Below are 16,693 nucleotides of genomic sequence, written 5' to 3' on the forward strand. Positions count from 1 at the left end.
CGGTCGGATCGACGGCCGCGGAATCGAGAGAGAGGCATCGAGTGCAGGTCACCAGCATCGGACACGCGGGATTCCACATCCAGACCGCGGCCGGGTCCATCCTGTGTGACCCGTGGGTGAACCCTGCCTACTTCGCCTCGTGGTTCCCGTTCCCCGACAACTCCGAGCTCGACTGGAAGAGTCTCGGCGACTGCGACTACCTGTACGTGTCGCACCTGCACCGCGACCACTTCGATGCGCGCAACCTCGCCGAGAACGTGAACAAGGACGCGACCGTCCTGCTGCCGGATTACCCGGTGCCCGATCTGCGGCGCGAGCTCGAGGCGCTCGGGTTCCACACGTTCGTAGAGACCGAGGACTCGGTGAAGACCACCGTCTCGGGCGACAAGGGCAGCCTCGAGGTCATGATCGTGGCGCTACGCGCACCCGCTGACGGCCCCATCGGCGACAGCGGGCTCATCGTCTCCGACGGCGAGACCACGTGCTTCAACATGAACGACGCCCGCCCGGTGGACCTCGACGTGATCTCGGATGCGTTCGGCCACATCGACATTCATCTGCTGCAGTACTCCGGCGCCATCTGGTACCCGATGGTCTACGACATCCCGCGCAAGACGAAGGCCAATTTCGCGGCGCAGAAGCGCCAGCGCGGCATGGACCGGGCGCGGTCGTACATCGAGCAGGTCGGCGCCACCTGGGTGGTGCCCTCGGCGGGGCCGCCGATGTTCCTCGACCCCGAGTTGCGCTACCTCAACGACGTCCCCGACGCCGACGGCACACCCGACACGACCAGCATCTTCCCTGATCAGGCAACCTTTCTCGACCAGATGGTGGAACACGGCACCGACGACGGCACCACGCACCGCGGCCTGATGATGGTGTCGGGGTCGACGGCGGAGCTGCGAGGATCCGAGCTCGTCGAGGTGTCGCACCCGTATCCGCCCGAGCAGGTCTTCGGCGCCAACAAGGGCGCCTACCTCGAGAAGATGGCCGAGAAGTTCGCGCCGGTGATCGCCGAGGCGAAGGCGTCGTGGGCGCCGGCCGACGGTGAGCCGCTGCTGCCGCCGTTGCGTGATCTCTTCGAGCCGATCATGGCCGCGAGTGACCTCATCTGCGACGGCATCGGATACCCGGTCGGCCTGGTGATGGGTGATCAGACCGTCGTGCTCGACTTCCCCAACCGCACGGTCCGCGAGCCGAAGGAGGGTGAGGGTAAGTACCGCTACGGGTTCCGCATCCCGGCCGAGTTGGTGCGCACCGTGCTGCGCGACGACGAACCCGACTGGGTGAACACCATCTTCCTGTCGACGCGGTTCACCACGTGGCGCATCGGTGGATACAACGAGTTCCTCTACACGTTCTTCAAATGCCTGACCGCCGAACGCATCGCGTACGCCGACGGCTGGTTCTCCGAGGCGCACGACGATTCGGCGTCGATCGAGAAGGACGGCTGGGAGATCCAGCGTCGGTGCCCGCACCTCAAGGCCGACCTGTCGAAGTTCGGGGTCATCGAGGGCGAGAAGCTGACCTGCAACCTGCACGGGTGGTCGTGGGACCTGCCGACCGGTCGCTGCCTCACCTCCAAGGGACATGAGTTGCGCGCGAACAAGATCGAGTCGTGACGGAAGTGGTCGACGAGCCACGGCGCGAGTACACGTGGACGCCGCCGGTCGGACGTGCCCATGCCGAGCTGCACGGCATCGAGCAGGTGCACGCCCAGATCGCCGGTGAGCTGCCCCTCAGTCCGGCGTCGTCGACCATCGACTACCGGCCGGTCGACGCGGGCGAAGGGTGGGCGGTCCTCGAGCTCGAGCCGCGCGAATTCCACTGCAACTCTTTCGGAACCATCCAGGGCGGGCTCATCGCCGCGGTCATCGACGCCGCGTTCGGCTCGGCCCTCATGACCGTGAACCCGGAGAACCGCCGCTTCACCACGCTCGACCTGAGCTGTCGCTACATCCGTGCCATCGCGCCGGACAGTGGCGCCATTCGCGTACGCGCACAGGTCGAACACCACGGCCGCACCACGGCCACCGTCCGCGCCGAGGTGCGCGACTCCGAGGAACGTCTCGTCGCCAGCGCCACCTCGACCCTGTTGATGCTGTCCTGACCCCTAGAGCACCCTGAACGATTCGGCGGACAGCACGAACCCGCGGGCGCCCGAGCCGCCGACCTGGGTGCAGGTGATCCCGTTGGGGGCCGACGAGCAGGTGATCGTCCGTCCCGCGATGGCGGGGAACGTCACACGCTGGCCGTACTGCAGCGTGTGCGGGGAGCGGTAGCCCTCGCCCTGGATGATCGTCGCGCACGGGGCGGGGCCTCCGCTGAACCAACCGAAACGCACCGCGCGGCCCTGCTCGTCGCCCGGATAGAAGTTGCACAGCGATGACGTCGCGACCGTGTGCGGGAGGCCTTCGGTCTGGCAGTTGAACGTGTTGTCGACGGCTCGACACTGGATCTTGCCGGTGGGTGATGCGAACGAGGAGAAGGCTCCGTCGGCGAACTCCGACGGAGGCACGGCCGACACGGCGGGAATGCGAGTCTGGCCGGCGGTCTCCTGGGCCGGGGCGTCGGTGGCCCCATCCGCCGACGAGTCGCCGCCGCCGGCCTCGCCGCCCGACGCGGATGCGGCGGTGGACGGGGTGACGGTGACCGTCGAGGTCGGTGTGGCGGTGTCGGACGAGTCCGACGAGCAGCCTGCGGTGAGGCCGGTGAGCACGAGCGCAGCGGCGGCGGCGGTCAGATAGGTCGCGATCCTGGTCATGGTCTGTCCCTGGGGTCGTCGGACGGGTGTACACGCAGATCGCCCGTATCGGGCAGATCGTTACCGACGCTCACCGAGGGCCTGGCGCCGGGTCGGAGATCGTGGTTATGCTTGCCTCATCTCAGCTAGGTAAGGCTCACTTGCCCAGCACGAACTCACAGAGGCAGGAGGCGACATGTCGATCACCACCGACCGTCTCCGCTCGCGCGCCGTCGCCGATCACGAGGCCACGATCGGTGAGGTCGCCGTCAGCGACCTGCCGCTGGGGAGTTCCGCGGTCGTGTCGCGCCTGTGCGCCGACGCCGACCCGTCGGCCGCACGTCGCTTCTTCGATCTCGGTTTCGCGCCGGGCGCCGAGGTCGTCGCCGTGCGTCGCGCTCCGATGCGCGGACCGGTGGTGGTGCGGGTCGCCGGGTACGAGATCGCGTTGCGCCGCCGCCAGGCCGACTGCATCAAGGTCATCGCAGCCGGCTGACGCTGCCTTGCAGATCGCGTCTCGGCTCAGCCCGCGGCCTGCACGGTGTACGGCACGCGGGTCCAGCTCAGCACCTTCGGATCATTCGGCTTCGAGATCGACACCCGCAGGTAGTCCTTGTTGTTCGACGAACCGTCGACGGTCACGCGTGTCAGGTTGTCGGCCGCATCCGTGATCCCGTAGAACGACAACCACTTCGAGCCGGCTGCGAGCGGGGTATCGGAGTTGTAGATGTGGCTGTCGCCGTTGAACAGGTAGACCGGCTTGCCGAAACTGCGCGACTCCTCGACGAGTGCACGCACCAGCGGCGTGAACGCCGAGTCGTCGTTCGGGGTCACCGCGTAGGTGGGATCGAACATGTCGGCCTGCGTGTAGAACGACACGGCGCGGTCGTTGCGCGCCTTCGCCTGGGCGAAGGTGGTGCGCACCTGCGTGATCGCGGCGTTGATGCGCGCGGTCTCCTCGGCGATCTGCGCAGGCGTGGCCGCGGTCTGGCCGATCCCGGTCCACGGCTGCAGGTCGTCGTTGCTGCCGACCACGTGCAAGGTCGCCATGGCCACGCCCCGCTGGGTCAGCGACACGTTCTCGGGGAACCCGATGGCGTTCTGCGACGCGACCGGTCGCGCCTGCTGCCCGAGGGTCCGGCCGGGACGCGTGAAGAAGGTCTTCCGTACCGCCGCGAGCCGCTCGAGGGGGTTGTAGGCGCCGTTGTTGGCGCGGTGGCAGTCGGTCCACTCGTTGTCGCCGGGGGTGTAGAGGAAGGGCCGACGGAAAGTGTCGAAGTCTTTGCGGATCAACGCGAAATAGTCGTCGGCGCACTTCGTCGACCCGTTCTTGATGTCCCCCACGTGAAAGGTCATGTCGACGGCGCGGTCGGCGTTGATCTGGGCGATCCAGGTCGGGAAGACGTCGATCTGGGGCTGTCCGTAGGGCACGTCGCCGATCACCGCGTAGGTGTAGGTGCCGGGGTCACCGCCGAGTCCGGAACTGCCGAAGTCGACCGCTCCTGCCGATCCGGGTGCGACGGTCACCGCCGCGGCGAGGGCGAGCACGAGGGTGGCCAGGCGAGTCGTCGGTCTCATGACGCGACCGTGGTCGATCCACGTGAACCGCGGCCGGCCTGACGATGTCGAGCGGGTGTCGATCACACCCCGTGCGTCCAGCATTCGGGCAAGTCGGACGTATGCCCTCACCTGCACAGAATCGCCGGGAGCACGGCCGCGTCGCAGCGCTACTGTGGTGGACGGGGAGTCCAGGAAAGCCTTACCTGACCCGAGTCGACGAGAACGGTGGTGGCGCGTGAGCTGTGGACCGCACGGTGGCGCCGGATCACTCGACGATCACGGCTCCGATGCCCGACTCGCCCTCGTCGGCAGCCCGAACTCCGGCAAGACGACCCTGTTCAACGCGCTGACCGGACTCCGTGCGAAGACCGGCAATTACCCCGGCGTGACCGTCGCCCGCTACGAGGGGCGCACGCAGGTCGGCGACCACGACGTTCTCGTGGAGGACCTCCCGGGTACCTACAGTCTCGACGCGATCAGCCCCGACGAGCAGATCGTCGCCGACGTCCTCGACCCCGACGACGTCACCACCGACACCCCCGACGGTCTCGTCGTCACCCTCGACGCGACCACACTGCGGCGATCTCTCGGCATGCTGGCCCAGGTGCTGGGCACCGATCTGCCCGCGTGCGTGGTCCTCACCTTCACCGACGAGCTGACCCGTCGCCAGGGCTCCATCGACGTCGACGCCTTCTCGCGCGCCATCGGCGTGCCCGTGGTCGCGGTCGTCGGCGGACGCCGCCGCGAACTCGGTGCGCTGCGCGAGCTCCTCCCCCACCCCGACCAGTGGACGACCCCGGCACTCCCCCCGCCCGCCGATGGACCCGAGGTCACGGCGTGGATCGAGTCGGTGCTGACCACCTCCCGCTACCGCCTGCCGCGCCTCGACGACCGCACGCGTCGCATCGATGCCGTTCTGCTGCATCCGGTCTGGGGCACACTGGTGTTCTTCGCGACCATGTTCGCGTTCTTCCAGGTCATCTTCACCGTGGCCGCCCCACTCCAGGACTACGTCCAACAGTTCTTCGACTACCTCGCCGGCCTGGTGCGCGACCACGTCGGGATCGACTGGCTCGCCAGCTTTCTCGGCGATGCGATGATCGGCGGCGTCGGCGGCGTGCTGGTGTTCCTGCCGCAGATCGCGCTGCTGTTCATCCTCATCGCCCTGCTCGAGGGCGTCGGGTACATGGCGCGCGCGGCGTTCCTGATGGACAAGATCATGTCGGTCGCCGGACTCGAGGGCCGCGCATTCGTGGCACTGCTGTCGTCGCTGGCGTGCGCGATCCCGGGGATCATGGCGACACGCACGCTGCCGTCGACCCGAGATCGGTTGGCCACCATGATGGCCGCTCCTCTGATGACGTGTTCGGCGCGGCTCCCGGTCTACATCCTGCTGACCGGTCTGCTCGTCGATTCCTCCGACCGGGTCGGCCCGTTCGGGGCGCAGGGCGTGGTGATGTTCGCGCTCTACCTCGGCGGCGCGGTGTCGGCGATGGCGACGGCGTGGCTGTTCTCGCGCATTGGTCGCGGCACCGGCCCGCTGCTCCCCTTCTACATGGAGATGCCGCCGTATCGGTGGCCGTCGGTGCGCTCGATGTCGTTGTCGGTGTGGGACGCCTGCCGGGGTTTCGTCCGCAAGGTCGGTGTCATCATCCTCGTGACCACCGCTGCACTGTGGCTGCTGCTCAACCTCCCGACCCGCGGCGACAGCGACTTCCGGGCCGCCGGGATCGACCCGAACGACGATGCTGCGACGTCCTCCTACGTCATCGAGCACAGCGCGGGCGCCGCTGTCGGCAAGTTCATCGCACCGGTATTCGCGCCGCTCGGATTCGACTGGCGCATCAACATCGGCATCCTCGCGTCGTTGTCGGCACGCGAGACCTTCGTGGCCACGCTGGGACAAGTCGGTGCGGCCGAGAATCCCGACGATCCGAGCAACGCGCTGTCGAAGATGCGCGTCACCAGCGGTGAGCGGATCGGCGAGCCGCTGTTCACCCCGCCCGTGTTGGCGGCGCTGATGGTGTTCTTCCTCTATGCGCTGCAATGCATGTCGACGATCGGCGTGATGCGCCGAGAGTCGGGCACCTGGAAGTGGCCGGCCATCGCGTTCGGGTACATGTTCGTACTCGCCTGGGTCATGGCCTTCGCCGCACACACCATCGTGGCGGCGGTGACATGACCGTCCCCATTCATGCCGAGGCCGTACCCGGTGCGCCACAGGAGCTTCGCTGGATCATGCCTGCCGGCACCCTCGGTTTCGTCGGCGAGGTGGCGTCGGCGCCGGTGGTGGTGCAGGGGTTCGTCGATGACAGGGTGATCACGCTGCTCCGCGTCGAACCGGATGCCATACGCATTCGCCTGGACGACAATCACTCCTGGCGTACCGCCGGCGCTGCGATCCGCACCGCGCTGGGATCGGCATTGGGCGAGCCGGACGCATGGCGCCCGGTGGATGAGGGCTCGGCCGACGACGTGTTGCGGGCCGCGGTCGACCAGGTTCTCTCCGGCGAGGTGGGTGCCTTCATCCGGTCCCACGGCGGCGCCCTGACCGTCGTCGAGGTCGCTTCCGGCGTCGTCACCGTGTCGCTGGGCGGCACGTGCGCCCACTGCCCGGCCTCCGACGTCACCCTGACCGATCGCTTCGAAGAAGCCGTGCGCGAACGATTCCCGGCGCTCGTCGGGGTCCGGGTCGACGCGGCACCATCGATCGCGATGGGTCGCCGGTTGCTGGGCCTGTTCCCGGTCTCATCGCACGGCTAGCCAACTGTCCACAGTTCTCGTCCATCCACAGGGCATCGGCGTTCTCTGGCCATGGTGTCAGTGGGTGCCTGTACGTTCGTCCCCATGACCTCGGGGGTGGTGACACAGCGGGCAGACGACACTGCCCTGACCGCGGTCGAACTCGTCGAGGTACTCGCCCACTGCCGATCGATCACGGCGTCGGCCGACTATCGAATGCTGCAGGCGGCCAGCCTGATCCACGAGGAACGCGAAGAGGACTTCCTCAGCGAGGTCGCCGAGCACCACAGCGGTGAGGCGGACTCGATCGAGCGATTCACCGAGATAGCCGCTGCCGCCCGGTGCGCACAGGACCCGCGGTCGCAGTTCGGACCCGATGGCCTCGAGCGCGCCACGGCAGAGGTCGGTGCGGTCCTCAACGTCACACCCGCGCGAGCGCGGGAACTCATCGTCGCCGGTTCCGCTCTGCGGCACCGCGTCCCGTTCACCGGCCACGCCCTGGCCACCGGGCGACTGGAGCTCTCACACTTCCTCACCGCCGTCGCGCGGACGGCGCTGTGTTCACCGGACACCATCGCCGAGGTCGACGCCCATCTCGCCCAGGCGATCTTCGCCCGGCCCCCGATGTCGCGTGCCCGGTTCACGGTCATGGTCGACGCCGTGGTCGCCGAGTTCGATTCCGATGCGCTCCTGCGGCGGCGCGAGCGCGCCGAAGCTGACAGGAAGGTATCGGTGCGTCCCGACCGACACGCGCCGGGGCAGAGTCGGATGTCGGCGTCACTGCCCATGGCGAGCGCAGCCGAGATCGACGCGCAGCTCGAGGCGATGGCAGCGCAACCCCACACTGGCGATCCCCGCACGCGTGACCAGCGTCGTGCCGACGCGCTGCTGGCGTTGTCGCGTCACGAATCCCGACTCGAATGCCTTTGCGACGACTGCACTGCGGCGGGGGTCGACGCTTCGGAGTCGGCCGCGTGGTCGGCGGTGCGGCCGACCTTCCACATCGTGGCGAATCTGTCGACACTGGTGGGGCTCGATGATCAGCCGGGGTTCCTCGACGGCCACGGCATCGTCGACGCCGACACGATGCGGTCGTTGCTGGCCGACGCCCAGCGCGAGTTCCTTCGCCCCACACCGCCTGCGGCGGACGCGACCGGGTACGTCCCGAGCCGAAAGTTGCAGGCTCTCATCCGCGCCGGTGAACTGTGCTGCACGTTCCCGGGATGCAGTGCGCCGGCGTGGTCGACCGACATCGACCACACCGATCCGTTCGACCACCGCCATCCGAGCCGCGGTGGCTCGACCGTCCGCGCGAATCTCAAGCCGCTCTGCCGCTTCCACCACCGGATCAAGACCTTCACCGCGTGGCGCGACCACCAGGACGAGATGGGCACGGTGCTCTTCGAGTCGCCCACCGGCCACATGTTCCTCGGCAACGCCTACACCGGCACCGATCTGTTCTCCGCACTGCGCTCGCCACCCTCGAGAGCCGATCATCCGGCACGCAGGCACCTCGACGAACTCCGCATCCGACAACGCGACGCGCATCGTCGTGCCGTCGAGCGTGCCCGGGACGCGGAACCTCCACCGCCGTACTGAGAGCCGCGCAGGCGGCTACCTGCAGGCGTTGCTCACCGATGTCGCTGCCGTACCCGCACTGCGCACTGCCGCGGTGACCTCCGACGCCGTGTTCGTGGCGCCCGCCAGATATTGCGTTGCCACCGTGCGGTACTGCTTCGCGAGATCGGTCACCGCAGCGCGCAGACCCTCGGGCGCTGCCGGAGCCGCCTCGAGAGCATCGGTCAGGTTCACCGACGCCGCGAAGAGTGCGAGCCGTGCGTTCGCTGCCGCCGCCGATACGCCCGATTCGCCTGCGGGCGCTTGCGACCCGGTCTGGATCGACACCGCCTTGAGGTTCAGCGCGAACGCGTCGCACACCGTGCGGGTGTCGGTGGCCCGCTGCGCGTCGGAGTAGCTCGGCGCGGAGTCATCGGAACCGCCCTGCACCAGGGCTATCACTGCGACCACCACCGCAGCCACGGCGACGGCGATTGCGGCAACGGCCAGCAGAGGGAGGAGTCGCGACTGTCGCGACTGGTCTGCTGACGAGGCGGGTTGATTCACGGAAGTCCTTGGTGACGGAACAGATTTTGAAGGTCATGCGTGGCGCGCCACCGCAGGAGGTGGCTCAGATGATCACGTTACCTGCGAGGACGTTCGCGCCCACCGACAACGCGAGTTGTCGGTGGGCGCGAATGCTGCGCTGCAGCGCAGATCAGGATCGATCAGCCTAGGGACCGGTCGTGCGTCGGGTCACCCGGTGGCAGACCCGTTGCCGCCCTTGGTGCCGTTCGCCGCGGATCCCGCTCCCGGGCCCCCGGCTCCACCGGTTCCACCGGTTGCCGTTCCGGCGCCCGGGGCGGTGGCAGATCCACCGGTTCCGCCGTTGCCGCCTGCGCCTCCGGCGATCGGAATGCTGCCCGAACCACCGGCGCCTCCGACGCCGCCCGCGCCCCCGAGGGCATCGCCGGTCGAGTTCGAGGCCCCGCCGCCGGCGCCACCTGTTCCACCGCGGCCTCCGACGACGCTCGATCCGCCTGTGCCGCCCTGACCACCCGCGCCACCGGTCGCCTGCGGGCCGGTTCCGACCGCGGACCCACCGGTACCACCGGCCCCGCCTGCGCTGGCTGCACCGCTCGTGCCACCGCTGCCGCCGGTGCCGCCGGTCGCGGTCGAGCCCGATCCCTGTCCGCCGGAACCGCCTCTGCCACCGCTACCCACCGATCCCGCACCGCCGTTGCCGCCGGCACCGCCGACACCCTGGCCGCCCGTGCCGGTGGAGCCTCCTGCGCCACCGCTACCGCCTGCGCCGCCGGAGGTGCCGCTGCCGCCACGGCCGCCATCGCCGCCCTCGGCGCGCCCGCTGTTCGTGGCGACACCGGCTCCTGCGCCGCCGGCGCCACCGGTGGAGAGGGTCGATGAGCCGCCCGCTCCTCCGTTGCCGCCGTTCACGTCTCCTCGGGTGGACGCGACTCCGCCACCGGCGCCACCGGCGCCCCCCGAGCCCGTTGTCGACGTGCCACCGCCACCTCCGGTCCCGCCGGTACCGTTGTTGCCCGCGATCCCAGCCGTGCCGGTGGCACCGGTTCCCGTCGCACCGCCCGTACCGGCCAGGCCGCCGGTTCCGCCGATCCCGCCGGCGGCCCCGGTGCCGCCGCTACCGCCGTTTCCGCCGTTCCTGACTGTCGCGTTGCCGCCGGCTCCGCCTGTTCCGCCATTGCCACCGACGCCGCCGATCCCGCCGGCTCCACCGTTGCCGTTGGCTCCGGCTGTGCCGTCGACGAGCCCGGTCCCGGCCGCGCCGCCACCTCCGCCGACACCGCCTGTGCCGCCGTTGCCGCCCACGGTTCCGTTGCCTCCGGTGCCACCGTTTCCGGGAGCCGAGAAGACGCCCTCGCCCGATCCCGCTGCCCCGGTCCCGCCGTTCGTCCCGGCCCGTCCGTTACCGCCGACACCTCCGGTACCGCCGACGCCTCCGTTTCCGCCGTTGCCCTGGACGCCGTTCGAGCCGCCGGTGCCGCCGGTACCGACCGCCCCTGCGGCGCCACCGTTTCCGCCCGCGCCGCCTGCGGTACCCGCACCGCCGGTACCGCCGTTGATGGTGCCGGCGGTTCCCGCGGCACCTGCTCCACCGTTGGTGCCCGCAGCGCCGTTACCGCCCTGAGCCCCGTTGCCGCCGGTGCCGTTGACACCGGCGGTCCCGTTGGTCGACCCGGTGCCCGCCGCTCCCGCGTTGCCACCGGCCCCACCGGCGCCGCCGTTCTGTGCGGCGCCGGTGTTCACGCCGGCTTCGCCGTTTGCGCCCGCGGCACCGTTGCCTCCACGTCCGCCGTTGCCGCCGTTGCCGCCGACGCCCTGGATGCCATCGGTACCCGCTGCGCCCGAAGCACCGCCCGTCCCACCGGTTCCGGCGGCACCCGCGGTACCCGCGACGGCGCCGGCTCCACCGTTGCCACCCGCACCGCCCGCGGTACCGGCGCCACCCGCGCTGCCCGGGGTGACGCCGGTGGCGCCGTCGGCACCTGATGCGCCGTCCGATCCGTTGCCGCCGTTGCCGCCGTCGCCGGCCGCGCCACCGGTCCCGTTCACACCGTTGGCGCCGACCACCGTCCCGGCCCCGCCGATGCCGGCGTTGCCGCCACGACCGCCGTTCCCGCCTGCGGTGCCGGCCGCGCCGTTGTTCCCGTTGGTTCCGACACCCGTGACGACAGCTCCGTTCGCGCCGTTCTGGCCGTCGGCACCGGCACCACCGGTTCCGCCGTTGCCGCCAGCACCGCCGTTGCCCTGGAGTCCTGTCTGTCCCGTCGCGCCGGATATGCCACCGGCACCGGTGCCTGCGGCGCCGGCGTTGCCTGCCGCTCCGCCCTGTCCACCGGCCCCGCCGTTGCCACCGCCACTCGCGTCGCCGCCCGAACCGCCGGGCGCAGTTCCCGGCGTTCCGTCAGCACCGTTGTTGCCGTTCGATCCGGTGCCGCCCTGCCCGCCGTTTCCGGCCGCGCCACCGCTTCCGCTCAGGCCGTCGGCACCCGGGGTCGAGCCGGCGCCGCCGATACCGGCGTCACCACCGCGACCACCGTTCCCGCCGGCGAGACCGGTTCCGCCGGTGTTGCCGTTCGCCCCGGCTCCCACCGCAGCCGCACCGACGGCGCCGGTCGCACCGTTCGCGCCCGCACCGCCGTTGCCGCCGTTGCCACCGGCTCCGCCGACGCCCTGAAGTCCTGCGCTGCCCGTGGTGCCGGTCGTTCCCCCGGTGCCTCCGGTGCCTGCCGCACCGCCGGCTCCGGCGCCGCCGCCGAGTCCTCCTGCACCACCCTTGCCGCCGGCCTGACCGGCCGTGCCCGACGCACCGAGTGCGGTGGCGTCGACGCCGTCCGCGCCATTCGTCCCCGCAGCGCCATCACCACCGCGACCACCCGAGCCGCCCGCTCCACCACTGCCGTTCGCGCCGGCCGCACCGACCGTGCCGATCAGGCTGGATACGCCACCGGCACCGGCATTTCCGCCGCGACCACCCGCGCCGCCGGCCGTCCCGGCGGTACCGTCACCACCCGCAGCGCCGGTGCCGGTTCCCGCTGTACCGGCAACGCCGGCGACACCCGCTCCGCCCGCCCCACCGAGACCACCGGCACCGCCGACGCCACCATTGCCGATCAGACCGCCACCGCTACCGCCGACTCCGCCTGCACCACCGTCGGTTCCCGCGGCCCCGGCCGCTCCGGCTGCTCCTGCGCCACCCGCTCCGCCGAGTCCGCCGTCACCGAGGATGAACCCGCCACGGCCACCGGCCCCGCCCTTGCCTCCGGCGAGACCCGTCGCGCCGGCCGCGCCCGCGCCACCGGTACCGCCGGTTCCGATGAACCCGGCGTTGCCGCCCGCACCACCGACGCCGCCGGCCACGGTGGCGGCACCACCCGCGCCACCGTTGCCGAACAGACCGCCGTTGCCACCCGCTCCGCCATTCGCACCACGACCACCGTTACCGAACAACAGTCCACCGTTGCCGCCATTGCACGCCGCGGCAACACAATTCGCCGGCGCATCGGCACCGTCACCGATGAACACCCGGATCAACATGCCGATCCCGGCCAGCGGATCGGTACCTGCGGCCGGGACGAACGCGTACGCCGTTCCCGACGGCGTTTCTCCCGCGAGGGTGCGCAGCGGTGTCCAGGTGGTCTGGGCGGGGAACATGCTGAACGACGACGCCGACGCCTGCGACACCGGTCCCGAACCACCCGTGGTCGTCGACGGGACGAAGAGCTGCACCGCAGAGGAACCCAGCCCTGACAACGGTGGCACCGACGAGGAGGACGATCCGCTCTGCGTCGACGACTGATTCGGGACGACCACCGACGAACCCGCCGGCAACGACGACAACATCTCCAACGTCTTGCCGGTCAGCACGACGCCCTCGGCGTGCACGCGACTCAGCGCGGTGTCGGCCGAGGCATTGGCCCCTGCTGCCGCGGTCAGCGACGCCGCATCGGACCCGACCCCCGCTCCCATCAGGACTGCGGCCGCTGCCGTGGTCACGACCGCTCCGGCGGCGGTGCCCGCGAGGCCCGCCTTACCGACGGTCTTCGACACCCGCGATGCTTTGTGAACTCCCACGACAACTCCCTTGAGAAAATCCGGTGATGAGGGTGAAGCTAGACCTCGGCACGCCGTGTTACGTCGAATTCACATTTGTTGTGTCAAATCGGCTATTTGTTCGCTCGTTTAGGCGACAAAATTAAACGACGCGAAGTAACGGGTGGACCGAAAGTGCTCGGCGCGCAGGATCCTTCGCCCGCCTCATCACCCGACGGCGGTCGACCGTGCGACGGGCGGATCGGGCCATCCGGCCAGCAGGGGCTCGATGACTGCCATCTCGTCGCGGGTCACCCAGGAGGGATTGCTCGCCTGCGGGAGTCGCAGGATCTCCATGCCGGCCAGGCCGGGCACCTCGTTCAGATCGGTCGCCGGGATGCGCTCGGCATCGGAGAGGAGGCGGATGTCGGTGTGGGCGAGCCACGACGGCTCGTCGGAGTCGTTCTCCGGGTCGATCTCGCTCGGGCCGGTGATCCATCCGAGTCCCGCGATGCCGCGCGGCCGCGGCCCGGTCGGCGGGCCGCTCGCCCACAGGAGCGCGCGCTGACCCGCGACCATCACGTCCTTGCGATAGTTGGCCGCGACGCAGCGGGTGGCGAGGCCTCCACGCCGCGAGGCGATATCGACCACGGAGTCCCACCGCGCGCCGTTCACCGTGAACACCCACGCCCCCAGCGTCGACTCGGTCACCCTGCGCGAAGCCATCACCCCACGATGACATGTGCCACGACGCGAACCGGCCGCACCCGGGTCTCGGGTGCGGCCGGTGAGCGGACGAACCGCTACTTCGCGGGGAAGGATCTCACTTCGCCAGGAAGTCGAGCAGGATCTTGTTGACCTCTTCGTGGTGAGTCCACAGCAGGCCGTGCGGCGCACCCTCGATCTCGACGTACTCGGCGTCGGGCAGCGCCTTGGTGAACTCCCGGCCCGTGGAGTCGATGGGCAGGATGTTGTCGGCGGTGCCGTGGACGATCAGCGACGGCACGTCGATCTTCGGGATGTCCTCGCGGAAGTCGGTGAGCCAGGTCGGCTGAGCCGCGACCGATGCCCACGGCGAGGCGTTGTAGGCCAGCTGCTTGTTGGCCGCCAGGGCCTCTTCGCTGAGCCGGTTGCCCAGGTAGTCATCGGTGTTGAAGAAGTTCGTGAAGAAGTCGGTGAAGAACGCGTAGCGGTCGGACTTCACCGCGTCGGCGAGACCGTCGAACACGCTCTGCGGGACGCCGGCGGGGTTGTCGTCGGTCTGCAGGAGGTAGGGCTCGAGCGACCCGAGGAACACGGCCTTGTCGATGCGCGACGATCCGTACGTGCCGAGGTAGCGCCCCACCTCGCCGGTGCCCATCGAGAAGCCGACGAGCACGGCCTGGTTCAGGTCGAGCTGATCGAGGACGGCCTTGAGGTCGGCGGCGTAGGTGTCATAGTCGTGACCGATGGTGGGACGGCTCGACTTCCCGAATCCGCGGCGGTCGTAGGTGATGACGCGGTAGCCGGCGTCGAGCAGCGCGGCGGTCTGCTTCTCCCACGACGACCCGTCGAGCGGGTAACCGTGGATCAGCACGACGGGCTGCCCGGTGCCGTGGTCTTCGTAGTAGAGCTCGATCGGAGCGGAGTTCTCGGTGCCTGTGGTGGTGATGTAACCCATGACGTGTCTCCTGGACGAAGGTGTGGTTCCGTCGGCGAGAGAACGGACGTTCTCTCGTGAGACCACGGTACAGAACGATCGTTCTCGCGGCAAGTACACTGACCCCATGGACACCAGGACCGCCATCGTCGAGGCAGCCGACCGGCTGTTCTACGAACGCGGGATCCAGCAGGTGAGCATGGACGAACTGCGCGCGTCGGCCGGCGTCTCCCTCAAACGTCTCTACGCCGAATTCCCCGGCAAGGACGCGATCGTGCTCGCGGTGCTCGACCATCGTCACGGGATGTGGGTGTCGGGCCTCGATCGCGTGGCCGCCCCCGTCACCTCGCCCCGCGACAAGCTTCTCGCGGTGTTCGACTTCCTGGCCGAGTGGTTCGTCACCGACGACTTCCGTGGCTGCGCGTTCATCAACGCGTTCGGCGAACTCGGCGGGTCGTCACCCGAGGTGGCCGCGGCGGCGCGCGCACACAAGGAGAGCTTCCAGGTCTACGTCGACGACCTGGTCGAGAAGGCCGGCGCCACACCGGCCCTGGCCCGCCAGCTCGTCCTCCTCGCCGAGGGCGCGCAGACGACGTCGGCGATCGTCGCCGACCCCACCGCAGCACGACACGCACGCGACGCCGCCGAGGTGTTGATCTCGGCCGCCATCGGAGAGAAGGCCTGATGTTCGACGCCATCGCGGAATGGACCGCCGCGCAACAGCGCGTGATCGATCTCGTCGAGCGCGCCCCCGAGGCGGCCGTCGCCGCGGCGGTCCCGGCCTGTCCCGACTGGACGGTGCGAGATCTGTTGTCGCACATGGTCGGCATAGGAGCCGACGTGGTGGCCGGACACGAACCCGACGACCACAACGAGGCCTGGACCGCCGCGCAGGTCGAGGCCCGACGCGACAGGGATGTCGCCGAGCTGGTCGCCGAGTGGCGCGGCATCACCGACGCCATGGTCGCGTACATGGGTCACGCCGGCGACCGTCCGATCAACGACATCGTCATCCACGAGCAGGACCTGCGCGGCGCACTGGGTGCCCACGGTGCCACCGACACCCCTGCGGCACAGCATGTCCGGGACCAGTTCGCACAGCGACTCGCCGGACGAGTCACCGACCTCCCACCCCTCGAACTACGGGGGCAGCGCTGGGCGTGGCGATCGGCAGACGGTGAACCCGCCGCGGTCGTCGCCGCCACCGACGCCGATCTCGCCCGCGCGCTGGTGAGCCGCCGGTCGGCGGCGCAGCTGCGATCGTGGACCGTCGCCGGCGACATCGAGCCCTACCTCGAGGGCTTCGCGATTCTCGGCAACCTGCCGTCGAGCGACCTCCACGAGTAGCTGCGTCGGTCGTCACCCCTGGTCGGCGGCCCAGTCCGCGACACGTCGTTCGCTCTCCTCCGGGCTGATGTCGACGACGCGCGTCATCACCGACCACCGCACACCGAAGGGGTCGAGCACCGACGCGAAGCGGTCACCGGAGACGAACGTCATGGGCTGCTCGCGCACGGTGGCGCCCGCGTCGACTGCGCGGGTGACGGCGGCATCGACATCGGGGACGTAGATCGCGAGGGAGTAGATCGCCGGGGATCCCGGGGTCGGCACGGCGAGATCGTAGGTTGGGGACGGTTCCCCGAGCTGCAGTCGTCCTTCGGGGAACTGGAGTTCGGCGTGTGCGACGACGCCGTCGATCTCGGTGACGCCGCCGACCGAGGCGTCGAACACGCTGCGGTAGAACTCGATCGCGTCGCGGGCCGGGCTCACCACGATGAACGGGGTGAGCGACGAGTAGGCGTGCGGGCGGCCGTCGGTGGTGTGGTCTCCGGTCGCGGGGGTGGTGTTCTCGGTGCTGGTCATGCCGTCCATCGTCGCCG

At 69.9% G+C, this 16,693-nt stretch carries 15 protein-coding genes; 8 read left to right on the top strand and 7 right to left on the bottom strand.

Annotated elements, in window-relative coordinates; translation table 11 throughout:
• Positions 1-41: 41 nt before the first annotated feature.
• Together ASG12_RS00770 and ASG12_RS00775 are read left to right on the top strand one after the other, a co-directional pair.
• Complete coding sequence (locus ASG12_RS00770; protein ID WP_055784166.1) at positions 42-1,622, top strand: Rieske 2Fe-2S domain-containing protein; 1,581 nt, start codon at positions 42-44, stop codon at positions 1,620-1,622.
• Positions 1,619-2,110 (top strand): PaaI family thioesterase, encoded by a 492-nt coding sequence (locus ASG12_RS00775; RefSeq protein WP_235455704.1) that lies wholly within the window; start codon positions 1,619-1,621, stop codon positions 2,108-2,110. The genes ASG12_RS00770 and ASG12_RS00775 overlap by 4 nt, the downstream gene beginning before the upstream one ends.
• 3 nt (positions 2,111-2,113) lie before the next feature.
• Here ASG12_RS00775 and ASG12_RS00780 read toward each other — a convergent pair whose 3' ends face one another.
• A complete protein-coding gene (locus ASG12_RS00780) occupies positions 2,114-2,764 on the bottom strand; it encodes a hypothetical protein (RefSeq protein WP_055784168.1) in 651 nt (216 codons plus the stop codon).
• 175 nt (positions 2,765-2,939) lie between these two features.
• Between ASG12_RS00780 and ASG12_RS00785 the strand changes: the two genes are divergently transcribed.
• Positions 2,940-3,239 carry a FeoA family protein gene (locus tag ASG12_RS00785; RefSeq protein WP_082501530.1) on the top strand — a complete coding sequence of 100 codons (300 nt, stop codon included), beginning with the start codon at positions 2,940-2,942 and terminating at the stop codon, positions 3,237-3,239.
• A gap of 26 nt (positions 3,240-3,265) precedes the next feature.
• On the opposite strand, the gene ASG12_RS00790 is transcribed toward ASG12_RS00785, so the two are convergent.
• A complete protein-coding gene (locus tag ASG12_RS00790) occupies positions 3,266-4,321 on the bottom strand; it encodes a hypothetical protein (RefSeq protein WP_055787330.1) in 1,056 nt (351 codons plus the stop codon).
• Positions 4,322-4,538: 217 nt separating this feature from the next.
• Here ASG12_RS00790 and feoB point away from each other — a divergent pair, with 217 nt between their 5' ends.
• The 3 genes from feoB (at position 4,539) to ASG12_RS00805 (ending at position 8,644) form a co-directional block, all read left to right on the top strand.
• On the top strand, positions 4,539-6,485 hold the full coding sequence (feoB, locus tag ASG12_RS00795; protein ID WP_055784170.1) for a ferrous iron transporter B: 1,947 nt from the start codon (positions 4,539-4,541) through the stop codon (positions 6,483-6,485).
• A gap of 89 nt (positions 6,486-6,574) precedes the next feature.
• On the top strand, positions 6,575-7,066 hold the full coding sequence (locus tag ASG12_RS00800) for a NifU family protein (RefSeq protein ID WP_162243390.1): 492 nt from the start codon (positions 6,575-6,577) through the stop codon (positions 7,064-7,066).
• Between the two features lie 84 nt (positions 7,067-7,150).
• A complete protein-coding gene (locus ASG12_RS00805) occupies positions 7,151-8,644 on the top strand; it encodes an HNH endonuclease signature motif containing protein (RefSeq protein ID WP_235455706.1) in 1,494 nt (497 codons plus the stop codon).
• A gap of 15 nt (positions 8,645-8,659) precedes the next feature.
• Here the strand turns inward: ASG12_RS00805 and ASG12_RS00810 are convergent, their stop codons facing one another.
• The 4 genes from ASG12_RS00810 to ASG12_RS00825 form a co-directional block, all read right to left on the bottom strand.
• Entirely contained in the window at positions 8,660-9,169 is a 510-nt protein-coding gene (locus tag ASG12_RS00810) for a hypothetical protein (protein ID WP_156377866.1), read from the bottom strand.
• Between the two features lie 189 nt (positions 9,170-9,358).
• Positions 9,359-13,216, bottom strand: a complete 3,858-nt coding sequence (locus ASG12_RS21465; RefSeq protein ID WP_156377867.1) for a PE family protein — start codon at positions 13,214-13,216, stop codon at positions 9,359-9,361.
• 186 nt (positions 13,217-13,402) lie between these two features.
• Positions 13,403-13,900, bottom strand: a complete 498-nt coding sequence (locus ASG12_RS00820; RefSeq protein WP_156377868.1) for a hypothetical protein — start codon at positions 13,898-13,900, stop codon at positions 13,403-13,405.
• Between the two features lie 97 nt (positions 13,901-13,997).
• Entirely contained in the window at positions 13,998-14,834 is an 837-nt protein-coding gene (locus tag ASG12_RS00825; RefSeq protein ID WP_055784183.1) for an alpha/beta fold hydrolase, read from the bottom strand.
• 106 nt (positions 14,835-14,940) lie between these two features.
• Between ASG12_RS00825 and ASG12_RS00830 the strand changes: the two genes are divergently transcribed.
• Both ASG12_RS00830 and ASG12_RS00835 read left to right on the top strand, forming a co-directional pair.
• Complete coding sequence (locus ASG12_RS00830; RefSeq protein WP_055784185.1) at positions 14,941-15,498, top strand: TetR/AcrR family transcriptional regulator; 558 nt, start codon at positions 14,941-14,943, stop codon at positions 15,496-15,498.
• Positions 15,498-16,160, top strand: coding sequence for a maleylpyruvate isomerase family mycothiol-dependent enzyme (locus ASG12_RS00835; RefSeq protein ID WP_055784188.1), 663 nt, complete (start codon positions 15,498-15,500; stop codon positions 16,158-16,160). The genes ASG12_RS00830 and ASG12_RS00835 overlap by 1 nt, the downstream gene beginning before the upstream one ends.
• 12 nt (positions 16,161-16,172) lie before the next feature.
• Here the strand turns inward: ASG12_RS00835 and ASG12_RS00840 are convergent, their stop codons facing one another.
• Positions 16,173-16,676, bottom strand: a complete 504-nt coding sequence (locus tag ASG12_RS00840; protein ID WP_200932712.1) for a VOC family protein — start codon at positions 16,674-16,676, stop codon at positions 16,173-16,175.
• Positions 16,677-16,693 lie beyond the last annotated feature (17 nt).

This window comes from Williamsia sp. Leaf354, from assembly GCF_001424365.1.
Taxonomy (GTDB): domain Bacteria; phylum Actinomycetota; class Actinomycetes; order Mycobacteriales; family Mycobacteriaceae; genus Williamsia_A.